Raw genomic sequence first — 17,401 nt, 5'->3', positions numbered from 1 at the left:
TAGCGAACGGACCGCCTTCTCATCGGCGCGGTTTGAACTACATTCAGGCGGTGGACCAGATCGATAGTGAACGCCTGATATCCCTGCCCGCCCCCTTTACCCGCTGGTTCGCGGAGAAGGGCTGGCAGCCGCGCAGGCATCAGCTGGAGCTTCTGGCGCGGGCCGAGGCCGGCGAGAGCACATTGTTGATCGCGCCCACCGGCGCCGGCAAGACACTGGCCGGCTTTCTGCCGTCGCTCACCGACCTCACCCGCCGCGGCAAGATGCCGCCTGGCTCGGCCTTTACCGGCATCCACACGCTCTACGTCTCGCCGCTGAAGGCGCTGGCGGTCGATATCGAGCGCAATCTGATGAAGCCGGTGCAGGAGATGGGGCTGCCCGTCACCGTCGAGAACCGCACCGGCGACACGCCGGTGTCCAAGCGGCAGCGTCAGAAGCTCAGCCCGCCCGACATCCTTTTGACGACGCCGGAGCAGGTGGCGCTGCTCATTGCCAATGGCGAGGCCGAGCGCTTCTTCAAGGATCTCAGATACATCATCTTCGACGAACTGCATTCGCTGGTCACGTCGAAGCGCGGTCACATGCTGTCGCTGGGGCTGGCGCGGCTCAGGCGACTTGCGCCGAAGCTGCAGACGATCGGGCTCTCGGCAACCGTCGCCGAGCCGCTGGAGCTGCAGAAATGGCTGGTGGCGCAGGCCGACGGCGAGGAGCGTCATGCGGGGATCGTCACCGTCGAGGGCGGGGCCAAGCCCGACATCTCGATCCTTTCCACGGAAGAGCGCATTCCCTGGTCAGGCCACTCTGCGAAATACGCGATCCCCGATGTCTACAAACAGCTGCTCGAGCACCAGACGACGCTGCTCTTCGTCAACACCCGCAGCCAGGCCGAGATGCTGTTTCAGGAGCTTTGGACCGCCAACGACGACAATCTGCCGATCGCGCTGCATCACGGCTCGCTCGATGTCGGTCAGCGCCGCAAGGTGGAGGCGGCGATGGCGGCGAACCGGCTGCGCGCCGTGGTCGCCACCTCGACGCTCGACCTCGGCATCGACTGGGGCGACGTCGATCTCGTTATCCATGTCGGCGCGCCGAAGGGCGCCTCGCGGCTGGCGCAGCGCATCGGCCGCGCCAACCACCGGATGGACGAGCCCTCCAAGGCGATCCTCGTTCCCGCCAACCGTTTCGAGGTGATGGAGTGCCAGGCGGCACTCGACGCCAACTATATCGGCGCGCAGGACACGCCGCCTATCGGGCGCGGCGCGCTTGATGTGCTCGCCCAGCATGTTCTCGGCATGGCCTGCGCCGAGCCCTTCGACATGCTGGAACTCTACGACGAGATCATCAGCGCCTCGCCCTATGCGGATCTTCCCTGGGAGACCTTCGAGCGGGTCGTCGATTTCGTCGCTACCGGCGGCTATGCGCTGCGCACCTACGAGCGCTATGCCCGCATCCGCAAGACCAGGGAGGGGCGCTGGCGCGTCTCCAATCCGCAGGTGGCGCAGCAATACCGGCTCAATTCGGGCACGATCGTCGAGAGCCCGATGCTGAACCTGAAGATGGTGAAGCGCGGCGAAGGCGGCCGCATCGGGCGCGGCGGGGCGACGCTCGGCAAGATGGAGGAGTATTTCTTCGAGCAGCTTTCACCCGGCGACACCTTCATCTTCTCCGGCAAGGTGCTGCGGTTCGAGGGGATACGCGAGAACGAGGCGCTGGCGAGCCAGGCCTATTCCAACGATCCGAAGATACCGTCCTATGCCGGCGGCAAGTTTCCGCTCTCGACCTATCTCGCCGATCAGGTGCGCTCGATGCTGGACGATCCCGACCGCTGGCACCGGCTGCCGGACCAGGTGCGCGACTGGCTGGCGATCCAGAAGGAGAAATCGATCCTGCCGAAGCGCGACGAGCTGCTGATCGAGACCTTCCCGCGCGGCAGCCGCTGCTACATGGTGGCCTACCCGTTCGAGGGTCGGCTGGCGCACCAGACGCTCGGCATGCTTCTGACCCGCCGGCTGGAACGATCAGGCGCCAAGCCGCTGGGCTTCGTCGCCACCGACTACTCGCTCGGCATCTGGGGGCTGGAGGATATGGGGCGGATGATATCAAGCGGCCGGCTCAGCCTCTCCGAGCTCTTCGACGAGGACATGCTGGGCGACGATCTCGAAAGCTGGCTCGACGAATCCTTCCTTCTGAAGCGCACGTTCCGCAATTGCGCCGTGATTGCAGGCTTGATCGAGCGCCGGCACCCGGGCAAGGAAAAGAGCGGCCGGCAGGTGACGGTTTCGGCCGATCTGATCTACGATGTGCTGAGGACCCACGAGCCCGACCACATCCTGCTTCAGGCGACGCGGCAGGACGCGGCGACCGGGCTTTTGGACATCGGCCGTCTTGGCGATATGCTGAAGCGAATCAAGGGGCACATCACCCACCGCCCGCTGGAGCACATCTCGCCGCTCGCCGTGCCCGTGATGCTGGAGATTGGCAAGGAGCATGTGCATGGCGAGGCGCAGGACCATCTGCTGGCGGAAGCGGCGGACGACCTGATTGCCGAGGCTTTGGAGTAAAGTCCCCTCCCCAACCCCTCCCCACAAGGGGGAGGGACTTACCGGCCGCACCGCCGAGGTCATGATCGAGGCAGAGCGGGGCCACAAGTTTTCTCCCCCCTTGTGGGGGAGATGCCCGGCAGGGCAGAGAGGGCCTTTGGCCTTCCTCCCCGCCTAGATACTGGAAAGAAACGAACGTGATGAACCGGCTGGCGCTGGCGCGGGAATTGAACGGGATTGCGGCGATGCCGGGCGTGGAAACGTCCGTGCATGGGATCGCTGCCGTGTGCGATCCGCTGGGCGGGCTGTATCTGCCTGATACCGGCGTTCTCGTCGTTTCCGACCTGCATCTCGAAAAAGGCGCCGCCTTTGCCCGGCGCGGCATGATGCTGCCGCCCTATGATACGCTGGCGACGTTGACGGTGCTATCGGCCGTCATCGCCCGCTACGATCCGAAGCTGGTGATCTCGCTCGGCGACAATTTTCACGACCGCATCGGCTCGGCGCATATGCCGGATGCGTTTCGCACGCTGATTTCGGACATGGCGCGCGGGCGCGAGTGGATCTGGATCAACGGCAACCATGATCCCGATGGCACTGTCGATCTGCCCGGTGCCTGCGCCGACGAACTGCATTATGGCGGGCTCACCTTCCGACACGAGCCGAAGGACGGGTTGCAGAGTGGCGAGATCGCCGGGCACCTGCATCCTTCCGCCACCGTGCGGCGGCGCGAGAAATCGATCCGCCGTCCCTGCTTCGCGACCGATGGCGCAAGGCTGCTGATGCCGGCTTTCGGGGTGATGAGCGGCGGGCTCGATCTGCGCCACAAGGCGATGAAGGGGCTGTTCGACCAGCCGTCGCTGATCGCGCACTTGCTCGGGCGCGACCGGATCTATTCGGTCCGCTTCGGCAATCTGCTCGGTTAGAGCGCGACGTAGCGGTCGGCGCGGTGGTTGATCGTCAAGAAGAGGTTGAGCACCACGGCGCCGAGCACGGAATAGAACACGACAGGCGGCGTGGTGACGAAGAAGGCGGCCGCCAGCACGCAGAGATCGACGGCCATCTGCACGAGGCCGGCGCGAATGCCAAAGCGCTCCTGCATGTAGATACCGAGAATGCCGACGCCGCCGAGGCTGGCGCGGTGGCGATAGAGCGCCAGCAGGCCGAAGCCGAGGAGCAGACCGCCCAGGAGTGCTGCCCAGGCCGGATGAATGGTGGCGATGCTCATGACATTGGGCTGCAGGCTTGTCAGCAGCGAGGTCAGGCCGATGGCGATGAAGGTCTTCATGGTGAAGGCGACACCGAGGCGCTTCCACGAGAGATAGAAGAACGGCAGGTTGAGCAGGAAGAAGGCGAGGCCGAAATTGATGCCGAAGGCATAGTGCAGCAGGAAGGCGATGCCCGCCGTGCTGCCGGTAAGCAAGCCGGCGCTTGCCAGCACGTAGAGGCCAAGGGCGGCGACAAGGCTGCCGGAGAAGATGCCCTGCACGTCCTCGACGGGCGTGTGGCGCGTGGCGCTCGTGTTCCAGAAGCCAAGGGCATTGATGAGCTGAGTCATGTCGCTAGTCTCCAACGGCAGACAAGTTCAAGAACGCCCGGACAGATCCCAGGCGGCAGGGGATGTGAATGATTGGCGCCGGGAAGAATTCGCACTCTTCGGCTGATGAGCGGGATTATCCGGCTCATCAGCCGCGTTTTCAAGCGAAATACGTAAGCAATGCTGACCTATTTAAACTTCGCAAGAATCGGTCCGTCAGGCGGTCTTGCGTGCAAGGAACAGAATGCCCGGAATGATGTTGGCGCCATCTTTGCGAATGGTGGTTCGGCTCATCGCGATTACCTTGAAGCCGTGGCGGGCGCAGAGCGATCGGATGTAGGCTTCCGAATGGGCATAGCGCAAGGAATGGGCGAGACGAACGCCTTCCTCGTCCCCGGTTTCCTCGACCGAAAAGCCGAAATCGGCGCCATCGGCGCAAAGGCCCGCGACCGATGCAAAGGCGACCTGCAGATTGCCGAGATAGATCAGCACATCGGCCGCCGTGACGAGATCGGCGCGATGCGCGCCGCCATCGGAAAACAGCCCGGACGCTTGCGCGGGCAGCGACAGGTCCGCCTGGGCGAGATGGTCGTAGACATGCTTTTCCTCAGCCTTCGCCAGCATGTTCTGCGAGAGATCGAAGCCTTCGAGCCGGCCCGCCATGGCGCGGATTTGCGGCCCCATCAGCCCGGTACCGCAGCCGAGATCGGCCGCCAGCGTGTAATGCCGGCCGGTCGCCGCGATCATCCGGGCGAGCTTCGCCGGCACGTCGTAGCCGAGCTTATCGACCAGCGAGGTCTCGAAGCGGGCGGCGTAATCGTCGAACAGGCGCTCGACATAGATGCTCGGCGGCTGATCGGGCACGGCGACGTCACCGAGGAAGGCGAGCTTCAGCGTGGCGCCGAAGATATCGTCCCCGGTGAGCTCGCGGGTTTTCCGATAGGCCTCGATAGCGCCGGCGATATTGCCTGATTTTTCGCGGTAGGTGGCAAGCCAGTACCAGCCGACCGCCCAATCCGGCACCAGTTCCAGCGCCTGCTCCATGAGTTCGGCGGCGGCATCCGGCTCGCCGCCCTTGTCCAGCATCCTGGCGTAATCGGCACGGCGGTCGGCGATGGCATCGCCTGAAGTCTGGAGATGAGGCGGCATGATGGTGACCTGTTGGCGCGGCCCGCATTTGGCGGCGGCCACAAAAAAACTCAAGTCCTATTTCAGAGGCGGATGCAACAGCCCTGAAAAAGCTTGCGGGCAACGATTCGCGCCCGTATCTCAGGGGTGAACAGGAGATGATGCATGTCCGATCAGGTGAACAAGTTTCTGGGCGACTCGCTCGGCCGTACTTTGATCAAGCTTTTGGTGGTGTCGCTGATCGTCGGCTTCATCATGGCCGTCTTCGGGCTGGCACCGCTCGATTTCGTCTACGGCGTCCGCGATTTCGTCCTCGAGGTCTGGCGCCGCGGCTTCTCCGCGCTTGGTCGCGTCGGCGATTATCTGCTGCTGGGCGCCACCATCGTCATTCCGATCTTCCTCATCATCCGTCTCTTCAGCTATCGCCGGTAACATGACCTCAATCGATCTCTCACGGCGCAGTCTTCTGCGCTTCTCCGCTCTTGCGCTTGCAGCCGGCGTCGCCGGCTGCGCCACCGGCCCGAAAGAGCCCTCGACGCCATCCAACGGCGAGGACCAGACGGCGGCATCGCTGCCGCTCGTCAACCAGGTGCGCGCCAAGAACGGCCTGCCGCCGCTTCAGGTCGATCCGGCCGCGACGGCCGCCGCCCTCTTCCAGGCCAAGCGCATGGCAGCGGCCGGCAAGATGAAGCATGTCATGGGCATCGCCGACGGCTTCGGTCCGCGCGTGAAGGCGAGCGGCGTGCGGCTGCCGGCGGCCGAAAACATCGCCACGGGCCAGCAGACGGTTCCCGCCGTCGTCACCGCCTGGATCAACTCGCCATCTCACCTAGAAAACATGCTCGGCCGCTATAGCGGGCTCGGCGTCGCGGTTGCCTACAATCCCGCTTCCCGCAACGTGCCCTATTGGGCCATGGTGCTTTCCAACTGAGGTGATTGCGCCTCTCTGTCGGGAGGCAGGACTTGAACGCAGGCTTGAACACCGGCGATAGCGGCAACGCACTGGCATTCGAGGTGACGCACCGGATGGTGCTGTCGATCGCCATTCCGATGACGCTCGGCTTCATCACCACGCCGCTGCTCGGCCTTGTCGGCACCGGCGTCGTCGGCCGCATGGGCGATCCCGATGCGCTTGCGGGCCTGGCGATCGGGGCGATGCTCTTCGACCTCATTCTCGGCAGCTTCAACTTCCTGCGCGCCTCGACCACGGGGCTGACGGCGCAGGCCTATGGCCGGCGCGAGCGGCATGCCGAGCAGGGCGTGTTCTGGCGGGCGATCCTATCGGCGCTCGGCTGCGGCATGGCCCTGCTCTTTCTGTCGCCGCTGCTTCTTGCGGCGGGCCTGAAGCTGATGGGGCCGGAAAACGCGGTGGCGCAGGCGACCAGCACCTATTTTTCCATCCGCATTCTTGCCGCACCGGCGGCGCTCGCCAACTACGCGATCCTCGGCTTCGTGCTCGGGCGTGGACAGGGAAGCGTCGGTCTCCTGCTGCAAAGCATGATCAACGGCGTCAACATCGTGCTGGCGATCGCCCTCGGCCTCTGGCTCGACTGGGGAATAGCCGGCGTCGCCTGGGCGACGACCGTCGGCGAGACGATCGGGGCGCTTGCCGGTCTGTTCATCGTGCTTACAAGCTTCGGTCGTGGCGCGTGGCCGAAGCGCCGCGAGATCTTCGCGTGGCAACCGATGGCCGAGCTTTTCACGCTGAACCGCGACATCCTGATCCGCACCTTCGTGCTGGTCGGCGCATACGCCGTCATGACGCGGATCGGCAGCGGCTTCGGCGCGGTGACGCTGGCGGCCAATGCGGTGCTGATGAATTTCCTGATGCTATCCGGCTTCTATCTGGACGGACTGGCCAACGCCGCGGAGCAGATCACCGGCCGCGCCGTCGGCGCCCGTCACCGCCCAGCCTTCGATCGCGGCCTGAAGCTGACGGCGATCTGGTCGTTCGGGCTTGCCGGTGTCATCTCGCTGTTCCTGTTCCTGGCCGGCGACACGCTGATCGCGGCCCTGACGACATCATCACAGGTGCGTCAGGTCGCAAGTCTCTATCTGCCCTGGGCGGCGATCACGGGACTGACGGGCGCGCTCGCCTTCCTGATGGACGGGGTGTTCATCGGAGCGACGTGGTCGAGCGACATGCGCAACCGCATGCTGATGTCGTTCGCCATCTATCTGGCCGCGGTCGCGATCCTCGTGCCGCTCCTTGCCAACCACGGCCTGTGGCTGGCGATCAACCTGTTCCTGCTCTCCCGCGGCCTCCTGCTGGTGCTGAGGGTGAAGCAGCGGGCCGATCAGACGTTCCGACCCGCCCAGTAATCCGTCCTGCTATCGCGCAGATCGCGGATGGAGGCCGCCTTCTCGCGGTCCATGAGCCTCGACAAGCCGCGAACGATGTCACCCGCCAGGCCCGGGCCTTCATAGACCATGCAGGAATAGAGCTGCACCAGATCGGCGCCGGCCTTGATCTTCTCCAGCGCGGTTTCGGCCGACGAGACACCGCCGACGCCGATGATCGGCAGATCGGGGCCGACGCGCTTGCGCATCTTCGCCAGGACCGCGGTCGATTTCTCGAAAAGCGGCTTGCCGGAAAGACCGCCCTGCTCCTTCGCCTGACGCTGATCCTTCAGGCCGTCGCGCGACAGCGTGGTGTTGGAGACGATCAGGCCGTCGAGCGCATGCGAAAGCGCCTCGGCGGCGATGTCGTCGATGCCCTCTTCCGTCAGATCCGGCGCGACCTTCAGGAAAACGGGGATCTTGCGGCCGGACTTTTCGGCTTCCTCGTCGCGCGCGGCAAGCACGGCCGACAGCAGCGCCGAGAGGCTTTCGCGCGCCTGCAGATCGCGCAGGCCGGGCGTGTTGGGCGAGGAGATGTTGGCGGTGAAATAGCGCGCCAGAGAATAGAAGCGGCGGATGCCCCTGACGTAGTCGTCGACGCGGTCGTCGCTATCCTTGTTGGCGCCGATATTGACGCCGATGATGCCGTTGCCCCGGACGGATGACAGGCGCGCGAAGGCGGCGTCGTGGCCCTCGTTGTTGAAGCCGAGGCGGTTGATCACGCCTTCGTCCTCGACCAGACGGAAGATGCGCGGGCGCGGATTGCCGGATTGCGGCTTGGGCGTGACCGTGCCGATCTCGGTGAAACCGAAACCGATCTTCAGCAGTGCGTCCGGCACCTCGGCATTCTTGTCGTAGCCGGCCGCCATGCCGATCGGATTGGCGAATTCGAGCCCGGCCACCGTCTGGCGCAGGCGCTTGTCCAAGGGTGCGGCGCAGGCCGGCACGAGGCCGGACTTCAGCGCCGCGATCGACATGCCGTGCGCCGTTTCCGGATCGAAGAGGAAGAGACCCTTGCGGGCGGCGTGCTTGAAGAGATCGATCATGGCTGAAGGTCCGGAAAGATGTGTTTGCCTTCGGCGTCGAGCGGCAGGGGCTTTTCCCAGAGCACGGACGAAAGCGGAAGGTCCGCATAGAGATGCGGGAAGAGATCGCCGCCGCGCGACGGCTCGAAGACGAGCTTGTCGCCGAGGGCGGCGCCATCGACGGCGACCAGCAGCAGGCCGGCCTGACCGGCGAAGTGCAACGCCGCCGTCTGCACCGCCTGGGCTGCGGTCGAGAAGTGGATGAAGCCGTCCTTCAGATCGATCGCGGCGCCACGAAAAACGCCGCTTTGCCGGGCGTCCCGCCACAGCGTTTCCGTCACGATCTTGTAAAGCGTGGGTGTCAGGGTCATGATGGCCTCATGAATGGCTGGTCTTTCCCGGGCTTTGCCGCAGTTGCGCGGCGATGTCCACGCGCCGCACGAAAAAAATGCGGCAGCCACAGAGATTTCCGGAGGAAACCATGAAAAATATCACGCTCAGCCTCGCCTTGGTGCTCATTCCGCTCGCCGTTTCGGCCGCCGAGCCGGACCCGAGCCGGTTCCAGCTGGAGCGCAGCGGCGACCGTTTCGTGCGGCTCGATCGCCAGACCGGCGCCATGTCGCTCTGCGAGCAGAAGGACGGGGCGCTGGTCTGCCGCATGGCCGCCGACGAGCGTGCCGCCTATGAAGGGGAGCTCGACAGGCTGGCGGACCGGGTCACCGCGCTCGAGAACAAGAGCATCGTCAACAAGGCGCTTCCCTCCGACGCCGAAATCGACCGCTCGATCGGCATCATGGAGCGCTGGATGCGCAGCTTCATGGGGATCGTCAAGGAATTCCAGAGCGAGGATCAGGGCAATGCCCTTCCGCAAAAGACATGATTTGCTATAGTCCCTGCAGCAAGAAGGCATGAACCGTGGAGGAAGGCGGTGCATGGACTTCATGATCGGGCTCTTGGGAGGGAGTTTTCGATGCATGAGCAGACAATCATCATTGCCGACGATCATCCGCTGTTTCGCGATGCGCTTCGCCAGGCCTTGACCGGGATGGAGGGCCATCCCGATATCGTCGAGGCCGGCGATTTCGCGGCGGCGCGCAAGTTGGTCGGCGACAACCCCGATGCCGACCTGATGCTGCTCGACCTCGCCATGCCGGGGGTCAGCGGCTTTTCCGGGCTGATGGCGTTGCGCTCGGAATTTTCGGGCCTGCCGATCGTCATCGTTTCGGCATCCGACGACGCGACGACGATCCGCCGCTCGCTGGAGCTCGGCGCGTCCGGCTTCATCTCGAAATCGGCCGGGATCGACGATATCCGGCGGGGCATACAGACGGTGCTCGCGGGCGACATCGCGACACCCGACAGCTACCGGGACGGACAGGAACAGGACCCCGACGTGGCCGATCTCATCCATCGGCTGCACACGCTGACGCCGCAGCAGAGCCGGGTGCTGACCATGCTCGCCGAGGGCTTGCTTAACAAGCAGATCGCCTATGAGCTCGGTGTGTCCGAAGCGACGATCAAGGCGCATGTCTCTGCCATCCTTCTCAAGCTCGACGTCGACAGCCGCACGCAGGCGGTGATCCAGCTCGGCAAGATCAACATGGCGATGGTCGCCTGACGAGGGGAGAGAGGATTTTATTCCTCTTGTCTCTTTACTCCTGCTCGCCTTGCGGTTAATCTTTCAGCCGATTAAGGAGCGCTGTGGCGCGCACGGGATCAGGCGACATGCTGTCACACGAGCAGATCTGGGGAGCGCTCGACAGGCTTGCCGAACGGCACGACCTGACACCCTCGGGGCTTGCCCGCCGCGCCGGCCTCGACCCGACCTCCTTCAACAAATCCAAGCGTCTTTCCGCCGATGGGCGGCTGCGCTGGCCGTCGACGGAATCGATCGCCAAGGTGCTGGAGGCGACCCGCTCCAGCATGGAGGAGTTCCTGTCCTTCATGCGGCCACAGGGCAGTTTCTCGACGCTGCCGGAGGGCGCGTTTCCGCCGCAGGGCAGCTCCATCCCACTCCTGGGCTTCGCGCAGGCGGGCGCGGGCGGCTTTTTCGATGATGGTGGCTTTCCGGCCGGACAGGGCTGGGACGTGGTGGAGTTTCCAGCCGCACCATCGCAGAAGGCGGGCGTCTATGCGCTCGAGGTGCAGGGCGAAAGCATGATGCCGCTCTATCGCGACGGCGACGTTCTGATCGTCGAGCCGGGCGCGCAGGTGCGCCGCAACGACCGCGTCGTGGTGAAGACCCGCGAGGGCGAGGTGATGGCCAAGGTGCTGATGCGCCAGAGCCCGCGCTCGATCGAGCTGATGTCGCTCAATCCCGAACACCCCAACCGAACGATCGAACTCTCCGACGTGGATTGGATCGCCCGGATCATCTGGGCCAGCCAGTAGGAAAATCTTCCATGAAGCCTGCGGCACTCCTGACGGCGACTGCGGGAATTGCGATCGTCATCGGCCTGATCACCGCTGGCGGAAATCGGCTGAGCGGTGCGTCGGATGTGCGACGGGCCGCTCAACCGGCGCAAGAGGCGACCGGGCCTGAGACCTTCGCGCCCGCTCAGTCGACGGCAAACCCGGACACCAGTATGACGGCCCGGCCGGTGGACGACGCCAGCCAATTCTATCCGTCTTCGGTCGATGGCAAGCCACTGGAGCGTGAACAGGCGCCGGAGCCGGAGAGAAAGCCTGTCGCGGCGGCCGAGAAAGGGATCGACCTGCCGCGCCCGGTGGCCGAGAGCGCCGGCATACTCGGCTTCGGCGAAAGGCGGCTGCAATTGGCCGGACTGACACCGACACCGGTCGACAAGACCTGCCCGAGTGCCAAGGGCCCGGAATGGCCATGCGGCATGCTGGCGAAGACCAATTTCCGGCTCTTCCTGCGGCTGAGGACCGTCAATTGCGATCTTAGCGATCCCAACTGGAGCGGCACCGCGACGGCCAGCTGCAAGATCGGCACGCAGGACCTGTCCGCCTGGCTGATCGAGAATGGCTGGGCCGAGGCCGAGGCGGGCTCCGCCTTCGCGGAGGCGGGCGCCAAGGCAAAGCGAGATGGAAACGGCATCTACGGGCAGGATCCCCGCCAGGCTGGCGCGATTGATACGCTCGACCTGACGCAGCCTCAAGATATGAGCGATCCCTTGTAATGGGCGCGGCCAATTCCTAAACTCTGCTGACATCGCAGAGGAATCATGCAGACATGAACAAGCCGCTTTCCGCCCACGACGCGTTGATCTACGTGATGGTCATGGCATCCGCCGTCGACAGCACGATGAATGACCGGGAGATGGAGCGTATCGGACAGCTGATCGGCTTTCTGCCTGTGTTTCGAGGCTTCGACGACGACAAGCTGATTTCCGCCGCGCGCGACTGCGCCGCTCTCTTGTCCGGTCCCGAGGGGCTCGACGTCGTTCTCGAAACCGTCAAGGACACGCTGTCGCCGAAGCTCTACGACACGGCCTATGCGCTGGCGGTCGAGGTCGCGTCGGCCGACCTCTCGGTGAAGGCCGAGGAACTGCGGCTGCTGAGCCTGCTGCGCGACCGGCTCGGCCTCGACAAGCTGACCTGCGCCGCGATCGAGCGCAGCGCCATTGCCCGCTTCCGCAAGGGCTGAACTGTTTACCTTATCGCCTGTCGCCGCAGCAAAACCGCTGCACGCTTTTGCGCGACGTGACTAGTAAAGCCCATAGGGGAAGTAGCGCAGGTAGATTTCCTGCAGGCGACCGCTGCGCGATAGATCCGCGAGCGCATGATCGAAGGCCGAGCGCAGCACCTCGTCCTTTTGCCGCAGCATGATGGTCATGCCCTCGCCCAGGAACTCCTGCGACATATAGGGACCGTCGAACAGGGCGCAGCACTTTTCCGATGCCTGCGACGACACCCAGAAGGAGAGCTGCAGTGAGTCGGCGAAGACGGCATCGACCTTGCCGTCCTTCAACGCTGCCAGCAGCGCTTCCTTGCTATCGAACGGGATCGCCTTGACCTTGGGGAAATAGGTGGAAAGCATGGCGGCGTGCGCCGTTTCCTTGACGACGCCGACGGGGCGGTCGGCAAGGCTTGCCGCGTTCTCGCCCTTGATCGGCGCTTTGAGGTTGCGGGCAAAGCGGGCGGGCAGCATCAGGTAGGGGCGCGAGAAGGCGAACTGCCCGCGCAGTTCGCTGCCGACCGCCAGACCGGCGATCACCGCATCGCCCTGCGAGGCGGCCAGCGCGTCCTTGAGATTTGCGAAGGGCAAGGCCTGGATCTGGCACCTGTCCGATATCTCCAGCTCGGCGCAGATCTCGCGGGCGAGATCGACATTGAAGCCCGAGAGCTTGCCGTTCTGATCCATGAAATTGAACGGCGGAAAATCGACTGAAGTCAGGAAGCGCAGGCGCACCAGGCTGGTCAAATCGGGCCTGGCGAGACGCTCGCGGCTGTCGAACAGCAAGGGCAAGGAGGGCGCCGCCTGCTGCGCCGCAGCCGAAAGAGGTAGCCAAATTGCAACCAGAAACAGCCAAAGGCTGAAAAACCCCTTAGGATTGAGAGATGCCAGCTTAAATCGCACCATTATGATCTGCCCCGGGGACTGCACTGCCAATTCAACGACGGTGTATCAGAGTCATGCGTATCGGGGAATATGCGTCGGGCGGGATCAGCACCCGTTCCACGACGCTTCAGCAGCGGCCGAAAACTCCGATCTCGCCGGCCGTGCCGGCGGGTGTGGTCGACGATATCAGGCAGATCGAGATCGAGGCGCTGCTTCGGCTCGGCATCGGAAAGCCGACGATCGCGCGCGCGGCGGCCGCGGCCCGCCACAACGGCACGTCGATCGAGCGCGAGCTCCTGGCCAACCGATGGGTGGATGCGGAGAGCTATTATGCCGCCCTCGCCCGCGCGCTTCGCCTGCCATTCCTGGCGCAGCTCGATCCGGCCCTGATCCATGACGACCAGACACTGGACACGCAGCTTTCCGACACGCGATCGGTGCGGCTGGACTATGCCGACAAGGCGATGATCGCCATCGTTCCCGAGGCCGGCCGGCTGCTGGCGCTGGCGCGGACGATCGAGGCGCGGCCGGGGCTTGCGGAGCGGATCATCGTCACCACCCCCACGGCGATGCGCGACGCCATCTGGCGCGTCGGTGCGACGCGGCGGGTGAAGCAGAGCATCGGGACGCTGTTCGAGGACAGCGGGCGGTTCAGCGCCCGCATCGTGCTCTCGGGCAAGCAGGGGTTCATCGCCGGCGCTCTTCTGTGCGCGTTCGGTTTCGCGGCGTTCTCCAATCTGCCGCTGATCGCTATCGTTCATCTGGCGCTGTCGCTCGTCTACATGGCGGCGATCCTGCTGAGAATCTGCGCGTTGCGATACCGTCGCGGTCCGCAGCCAGCGCCGCAGCCAACCGAGCGGCTGCCCGTCTATTCCGTGTTCGTCGCGCTCTACAAGGAGGCGGAGGTCGCCGGCCAGCTCGTCGCGGCGCTGAAGCAGCTCAACTGGCCGACCGCCAAGCTCGATATCAAGCTGATATGCGAGGCCGACGACCATGCGACGATCGCGGCGCTCGAAAAACAGGATCTCGGGCCGCAGTTCGAAATCGTCGCGGTGCCCGTCGCCCATCCGAGAACGAAGCCGAAGGCGCTCAACTACGCGCTCGGCGCCGCGCGCGGAGAATTCCTCGTCATCTACGACGCCGAGGACAGGCCGCATCCCGACCAGTTGCGGGCGGCCTACGCGACTTTCCTCGCCAGCCGAAACGACATTGCCTGCCTGCAGGCGCCGCTGATCGTCTCCAATGTCGGCGGCTCGTGGATCAGCGCCGCCTTCGCGCTGGAATACGCGGCGCTGTTTCGCCTGTTGCTGCCGATGCTGGCGAAGCACCGGCTGCCGATGCCGCTCGGCGGCACGTCAAACCATCTGCGCGTCGCCGACCTCAAGGCGTGCGGCGGGTGGGACCCTTATAACGTGACCGAGGACGCCGATCTCGGCCTGCGGCTCTACAGGCTCGGCTACCGCTGCGGCGTGATCGACTGCCCGACCTACGAGGATGCGCCGACCACGCGCGACGTCTGGCTCAACCAGCGGACACGATGGTTCAAGGGCTGGCTGCAGACATGGCTGGTGATGATGCGCGCACCCGGCAAACTCATGCGCGAGATGGGGGTCTGGCCGTTTGTCGTGTTCCAGGTGCTTATCGGCGGCATGCTCGTCGCCTCGCTTACGCATCCGTGGATGATCATGCTGATCCTGACCGCCGCGAGCTACATGATGCTCGGCTTTCCCATGCCCGGCACCGGCGAGGCGCTGCTGTTCCTGATCGATGTTTCCAACATGCTGGGCAGCTACGTGGTGCTGCTGGTGCTTGGCCGGCGCGCCATGCTGCGCGACGAGAAGCGAAAGGTCGGCTGGCGCTGGGTCGCCCTGCCCCTCTACTGGATGCTGATATCGGCTGCCGCATGGCGCGCCGTGTGGCAATTGCATTTCAAGCCGTTTTTCTGGGACAAGACCCCGCATCTGCCGACGGCCTCGCCGCCAACGATGCGCTCCGCCCCCGCATCCTCTCCGTGATCGGCCACGAACTAAATTTCGTGGACATCCGGATGCGTTAGGTTCGCCTTAAGCAATATGGATTCTAGTCGCGTTCGACGACACCGGTCCCCGACCGAATGCATGATGCGCCTGTCGAGCCTCACCGGCATCTTTCCCACGGCATCGAAAGCGTCATCCTGCCTTCGAAACCGCCTGCCTTTTGAAAACGATCGTATCCGGCCACCCCCTGGCCGCAGCCCATGGGCCCATTCATGCTGAAAAACTACAAAATCCGCACCAAGATCATCTCGGTCGTTGCGCTTCTCGGCGTCATCGCGATCGGCGGTCTCGTTTACGTCATCGAGGAATTCCGCGGCGCCGATGCCGCCTACAGCGCTTTCATCGACCATGAAGCGCTTGCGGCGATGCAGGCCTCGCGCGCCAGCGCGTCCGCCACCGCCGCCGTGCTGCAGGCAACCGTCATCTCCGACCTTACCCCCGGCACGCCCGACTTCGACGCGGCGATCGCGGCGCCGAGCAAGATGCAGCAGGCGCGCGAGCGGCTACAGCAGGCAGCCGAGCTCGTGCCGAACCGCAAGTCCGTGATCGACGAGATTATCGCCGGCATCGACGAGATGGATAGCCTTTCGAAAAAGGTGAGCGAGCAGGCCAAAGCCGGCGACCGCACCGGTGCGCAGGCCACGGCGGTCGAGCTGAACGCCAAGCTTTCGCTTGTCACGCCGAAGATGATCGCCAACAACGACGCGCTGATGGTCCAGCTCAACGACGGCGGCGACGCGCTTTCCGCCAAGGTCGATCGCCGCATCCTTCTCTGTTTCGTGGTGGTCGGGCTCGCCGTGTTGGCGGCGATCGGGCTCAGCATCTGGATCGCGCAGGCCGGCATCACATCGCCGATGGCCCGGCTTCGCGAGCGCATGACGCGGCTTGCCGAGGGCGAGACGTCGAGCGCCGTCGACGGCATGGACAGGCGCGACGAGGTGGGCGAAATGGCGGCCGCCGTCTCGATCTTCCGCGACAACGCCATCGAGCGCCTGCGCCTCGAGCAGGAGGCGGAGCGCAACCGCAATCTCACCGACAGCGAACGGCGCGAAATCGAAGCGCAGCGCGCCACCGAGGCGGCCGATCTTTCGCGCACGGTGAGCGCGCTCGGCGACGGCTTGCGCAAGCTTGCGACCGGTGACCTGATCTCGCAGATCAACACCCCGTTCGAAGGCAGCCTCGACAGCCTGCGCCAGGACTTCAACAATTCGATCTTCAAGCTCAACGAAACCATGCAGACCGTGGGCGAAAATGCCCGTGCGATTACGGCGGGCGCCGGCGAGATCCGCTCCTCGGCCGACCAGCTCTCGCGGCGCACCGAGCAGCAGGCGGCCTCCGTCGAGGAGACGGCGGCCGCGCTCGAAGAGATCACGACGACGGTGAAGGATGCCGCGCGCCGGGCCGAAGAGGCGCGCACGCTGGTGTCAAAAACCCGCCACAGCGCCGAGCGATCCGGCGAGGTGGTGCGCAAGGCGGTCAACGCGATGCAGCAGATCGAACAGTCCTCGGCATCGATCGGCAACATCATCGGCGTGATCGACGACATCGCCTTCCAGACCAACCTTTTGGCGCTCAATGCCGGCGTGGAAGCAGCGCGCGCCGGCGAAGCCGGCAAGGGCTTCGCGGTCGTCGCCCAGGAAGTTCGCGAACTCGCGCAACGCTCCGCCAATGCCGCACGCGAAATCCAGTCGCTCATCCTGACATCGGGCAACCAGGTGAAGTCGGGCGTTTCGCTGGTCGGCGAGACCGGCAAGGCGCTGGAAGAGATCGTTCTTGAGGTGCAGGAGATCAACCAGCACGTCAACGCGATCGCCGAGGCGGCGCGCGAGCAATCGATCGGCCTGCAGGAGATCAACACCGCGGTCAACACGATGGACCAGGGAACGCAGCAGAACGCCGCGATGGTGGAGGAAAGCACCGCGGCCAGCCACAAGCTGGCGACCGAGGCTGCGGCGCTCAACACCTTGCTCGACCAGTTCAAGCTGACCGGCACCGGCGGCGGCACCGTGGCCTTTACGCCAAGGGTGGTGCCGGATGCCAACGAACCCATGGCACCGCGTTCGGCCAAGCCCGTGCTGACCCGCAAGGCGCCGGTGCGGATCGCCACCTCCGGCGTTACACGGCCGACCTCTTCACCGGCGCACGCTCTCGGCCAGAAGCTCGCCAACGCATTCGGCGGCAAGCCTTCCGTGGAAAAGAAGGATGAAGACTGGACGGAATTCTGAGGCGCGACAAGCCTCACGCAGAAACGAAATGGGCGGCTCGAGGCC

At 64.7% G+C, this 17,401-nt stretch carries 17 protein-coding genes; 12 read left to right on the top strand and 5 right to left on the bottom strand.

Features of this window, described 5'->3' with window-relative positions; translation table 11 throughout:
• Positions 1-50: 50 nt before the first annotated feature.
• Together GGQ67_RS17965 and pdeM are read left to right on the top strand one after the other, a co-directional pair.
• A complete protein-coding gene (locus GGQ67_RS17965; protein ID WP_183901578.1) occupies positions 51-2,561 on the top strand; it encodes a ligase-associated DNA damage response DEXH box helicase in 2,511 nt (836 codons plus the stop codon).
• 179 nt (positions 2,562-2,740) lie between these two features.
• A complete protein-coding gene (pdeM, locus tag GGQ67_RS17960) occupies positions 2,741-3,466 on the top strand; it encodes a ligase-associated DNA damage response endonuclease PdeM (protein WP_183901577.1) in 726 nt (241 codons plus the stop codon).
• On the opposite strand, the gene GGQ67_RS17955 is transcribed toward pdeM, so the two are convergent.
• Positions 3,463-4,098, bottom strand: a complete 636-nt coding sequence (locus GGQ67_RS17955) for a YitT family protein (RefSeq protein ID WP_183901500.1) — start codon at positions 4,096-4,098, stop codon at positions 3,463-3,465. The genes pdeM and GGQ67_RS17955 overlap by 4 nt on opposite strands.
• A gap of 195 nt (positions 4,099-4,293) precedes the next feature.
• A complete protein-coding gene (locus GGQ67_RS17950) occupies positions 4,294-5,226 on the bottom strand; it encodes a class I SAM-dependent methyltransferase (RefSeq protein ID WP_183901499.1) in 933 nt (310 codons plus the stop codon).
• A 144-nt stretch (positions 5,227-5,370) separates the two neighbouring features.
• Between GGQ67_RS17950 and GGQ67_RS17945 the strand changes: the two genes are divergently transcribed.
• The 3 genes from GGQ67_RS17945 (at position 5,371) to GGQ67_RS17935 (ending at position 7,527) form a co-directional block, all read left to right on the top strand.
• Entirely contained in the window at positions 5,371-5,637 is a 267-nt protein-coding gene (locus GGQ67_RS17945; protein ID WP_183901498.1) for a DUF6460 domain-containing protein, read from the top strand.
• Between the two features lies 1 nt (position 5,638).
• Positions 5,639-6,136, top strand: a complete 498-nt coding sequence (locus GGQ67_RS17940) for a CAP domain-containing protein (RefSeq protein WP_183901497.1) — start codon at positions 5,639-5,641, stop codon at positions 6,134-6,136.
• A gap of 95 nt (positions 6,137-6,231) precedes the next feature.
• Positions 6,232-7,527 (top strand): MATE family efflux transporter, encoded by a 1,296-nt coding sequence (locus tag GGQ67_RS17935; RefSeq protein ID WP_425503798.1) that lies wholly within the window; start codon positions 6,232-6,234, stop codon positions 7,525-7,527.
• Here the strand turns inward: GGQ67_RS17935 and GGQ67_RS17930 are convergent.
• Entirely contained in the window at positions 7,503-8,591 is a 1,089-nt protein-coding gene (locus tag GGQ67_RS17930) for a quinone-dependent dihydroorotate dehydrogenase (protein WP_183901496.1), read from the bottom strand. The two genes, GGQ67_RS17935 and GGQ67_RS17930, sit on opposite strands and share 25 nt — an antisense overlap.
• Positions 8,588-8,941, bottom strand: coding sequence for a DUF952 domain-containing protein (locus tag GGQ67_RS17925; RefSeq protein ID WP_183901495.1), 354 nt, complete (start codon positions 8,939-8,941; stop codon positions 8,588-8,590). The genes GGQ67_RS17930 and GGQ67_RS17925 overlap by 4 nt, the downstream gene beginning before the upstream one ends.
• A gap of 110 nt (positions 8,942-9,051) precedes the next feature.
• On the opposite strand from GGQ67_RS17925, the gene GGQ67_RS17920 reads away from it, so the two are divergent.
• From GGQ67_RS17920 to GGQ67_RS17900, 5 genes are all read left to right on the top strand, one after another.
• The gene (locus GGQ67_RS17920) at positions 9,052-9,450 is read left to right on the top strand and encodes a hypothetical protein (RefSeq protein ID WP_183901494.1); all 399 of its coding nucleotides are present in this window, start codon (positions 9,052-9,054) and stop codon (positions 9,448-9,450) included.
• A 90-nt stretch (positions 9,451-9,540) separates the two neighbouring features.
• On the top strand, positions 9,541-10,188 hold the full coding sequence (locus GGQ67_RS17915) for a response regulator (protein ID WP_183901493.1): 648 nt from the start codon (positions 9,541-9,543) through the stop codon (positions 10,186-10,188).
• 107 nt (positions 10,189-10,295) lie between these two features.
• The gene (locus GGQ67_RS17910; RefSeq protein WP_183901492.1) at positions 10,296-10,961 is read left to right on the top strand and encodes a S24 family peptidase; all 666 of its coding nucleotides are present in this window, start codon (positions 10,296-10,298) and stop codon (positions 10,959-10,961) included.
• Positions 10,962-10,972: 11 nt separating this feature from the next.
• On the top strand, positions 10,973-11,713 hold the full coding sequence (locus tag GGQ67_RS17905; RefSeq protein ID WP_183901491.1) for a thermonuclease family protein: 741 nt from the start codon (positions 10,973-10,975) through the stop codon (positions 11,711-11,713).
• A 53-nt stretch (positions 11,714-11,766) separates the two neighbouring features.
• Positions 11,767-12,180 carry a tellurite resistance TerB family protein gene (locus tag GGQ67_RS17900; protein WP_183901490.1) on the top strand — a complete coding sequence of 138 codons (414 nt, stop codon included), beginning with the start codon at positions 11,767-11,769 and terminating at the stop codon, positions 12,178-12,180.
• A 60-nt stretch (positions 12,181-12,240) separates the two neighbouring features.
• Here the strand turns inward: GGQ67_RS17900 and GGQ67_RS17895 are convergent, their stop codons facing one another.
• Positions 12,241-13,116, bottom strand: coding sequence for a transporter substrate-binding domain-containing protein (locus tag GGQ67_RS17895; RefSeq protein ID WP_183901489.1), 876 nt, complete (start codon positions 13,114-13,116; stop codon positions 12,241-12,243).
• A gap of 53 nt (positions 13,117-13,169) precedes the next feature.
• Between GGQ67_RS17895 and GGQ67_RS17890 the strand changes: the two genes are divergently transcribed.
• Both GGQ67_RS17890 and GGQ67_RS17885 read left to right on the top strand, forming a co-directional pair.
• Positions 13,170-15,110 carry a glycosyltransferase family 2 protein gene (locus GGQ67_RS17890; protein ID WP_246400230.1) on the top strand — a complete coding sequence of 647 codons (1,941 nt, stop codon included), beginning with the start codon at positions 13,170-13,172 and terminating at the stop codon, positions 15,108-15,110.
• 233 nt (positions 15,111-15,343) lie between these two features.
• Entirely contained in the window at positions 15,344-17,356 is a 2,013-nt protein-coding gene (locus GGQ67_RS17885; RefSeq protein ID WP_183901488.1) for a methyl-accepting chemotaxis protein, read from the top strand.
• The last annotated feature ends 45 nt before the right edge of the window (positions 17,357-17,401 follow it).

Source organism: Rhizobium metallidurans, from assembly GCF_014196505.1.
Classification (GTDB): domain Bacteria; phylum Pseudomonadota; class Alphaproteobacteria; order Rhizobiales; family Rhizobiaceae; genus Rhizobium; species Rhizobium metallidurans.
The sequence above is the reverse complement of the archived record's forward strand: the minus strand, read 5'-3'. Positions and strand labels throughout refer to the sequence as shown.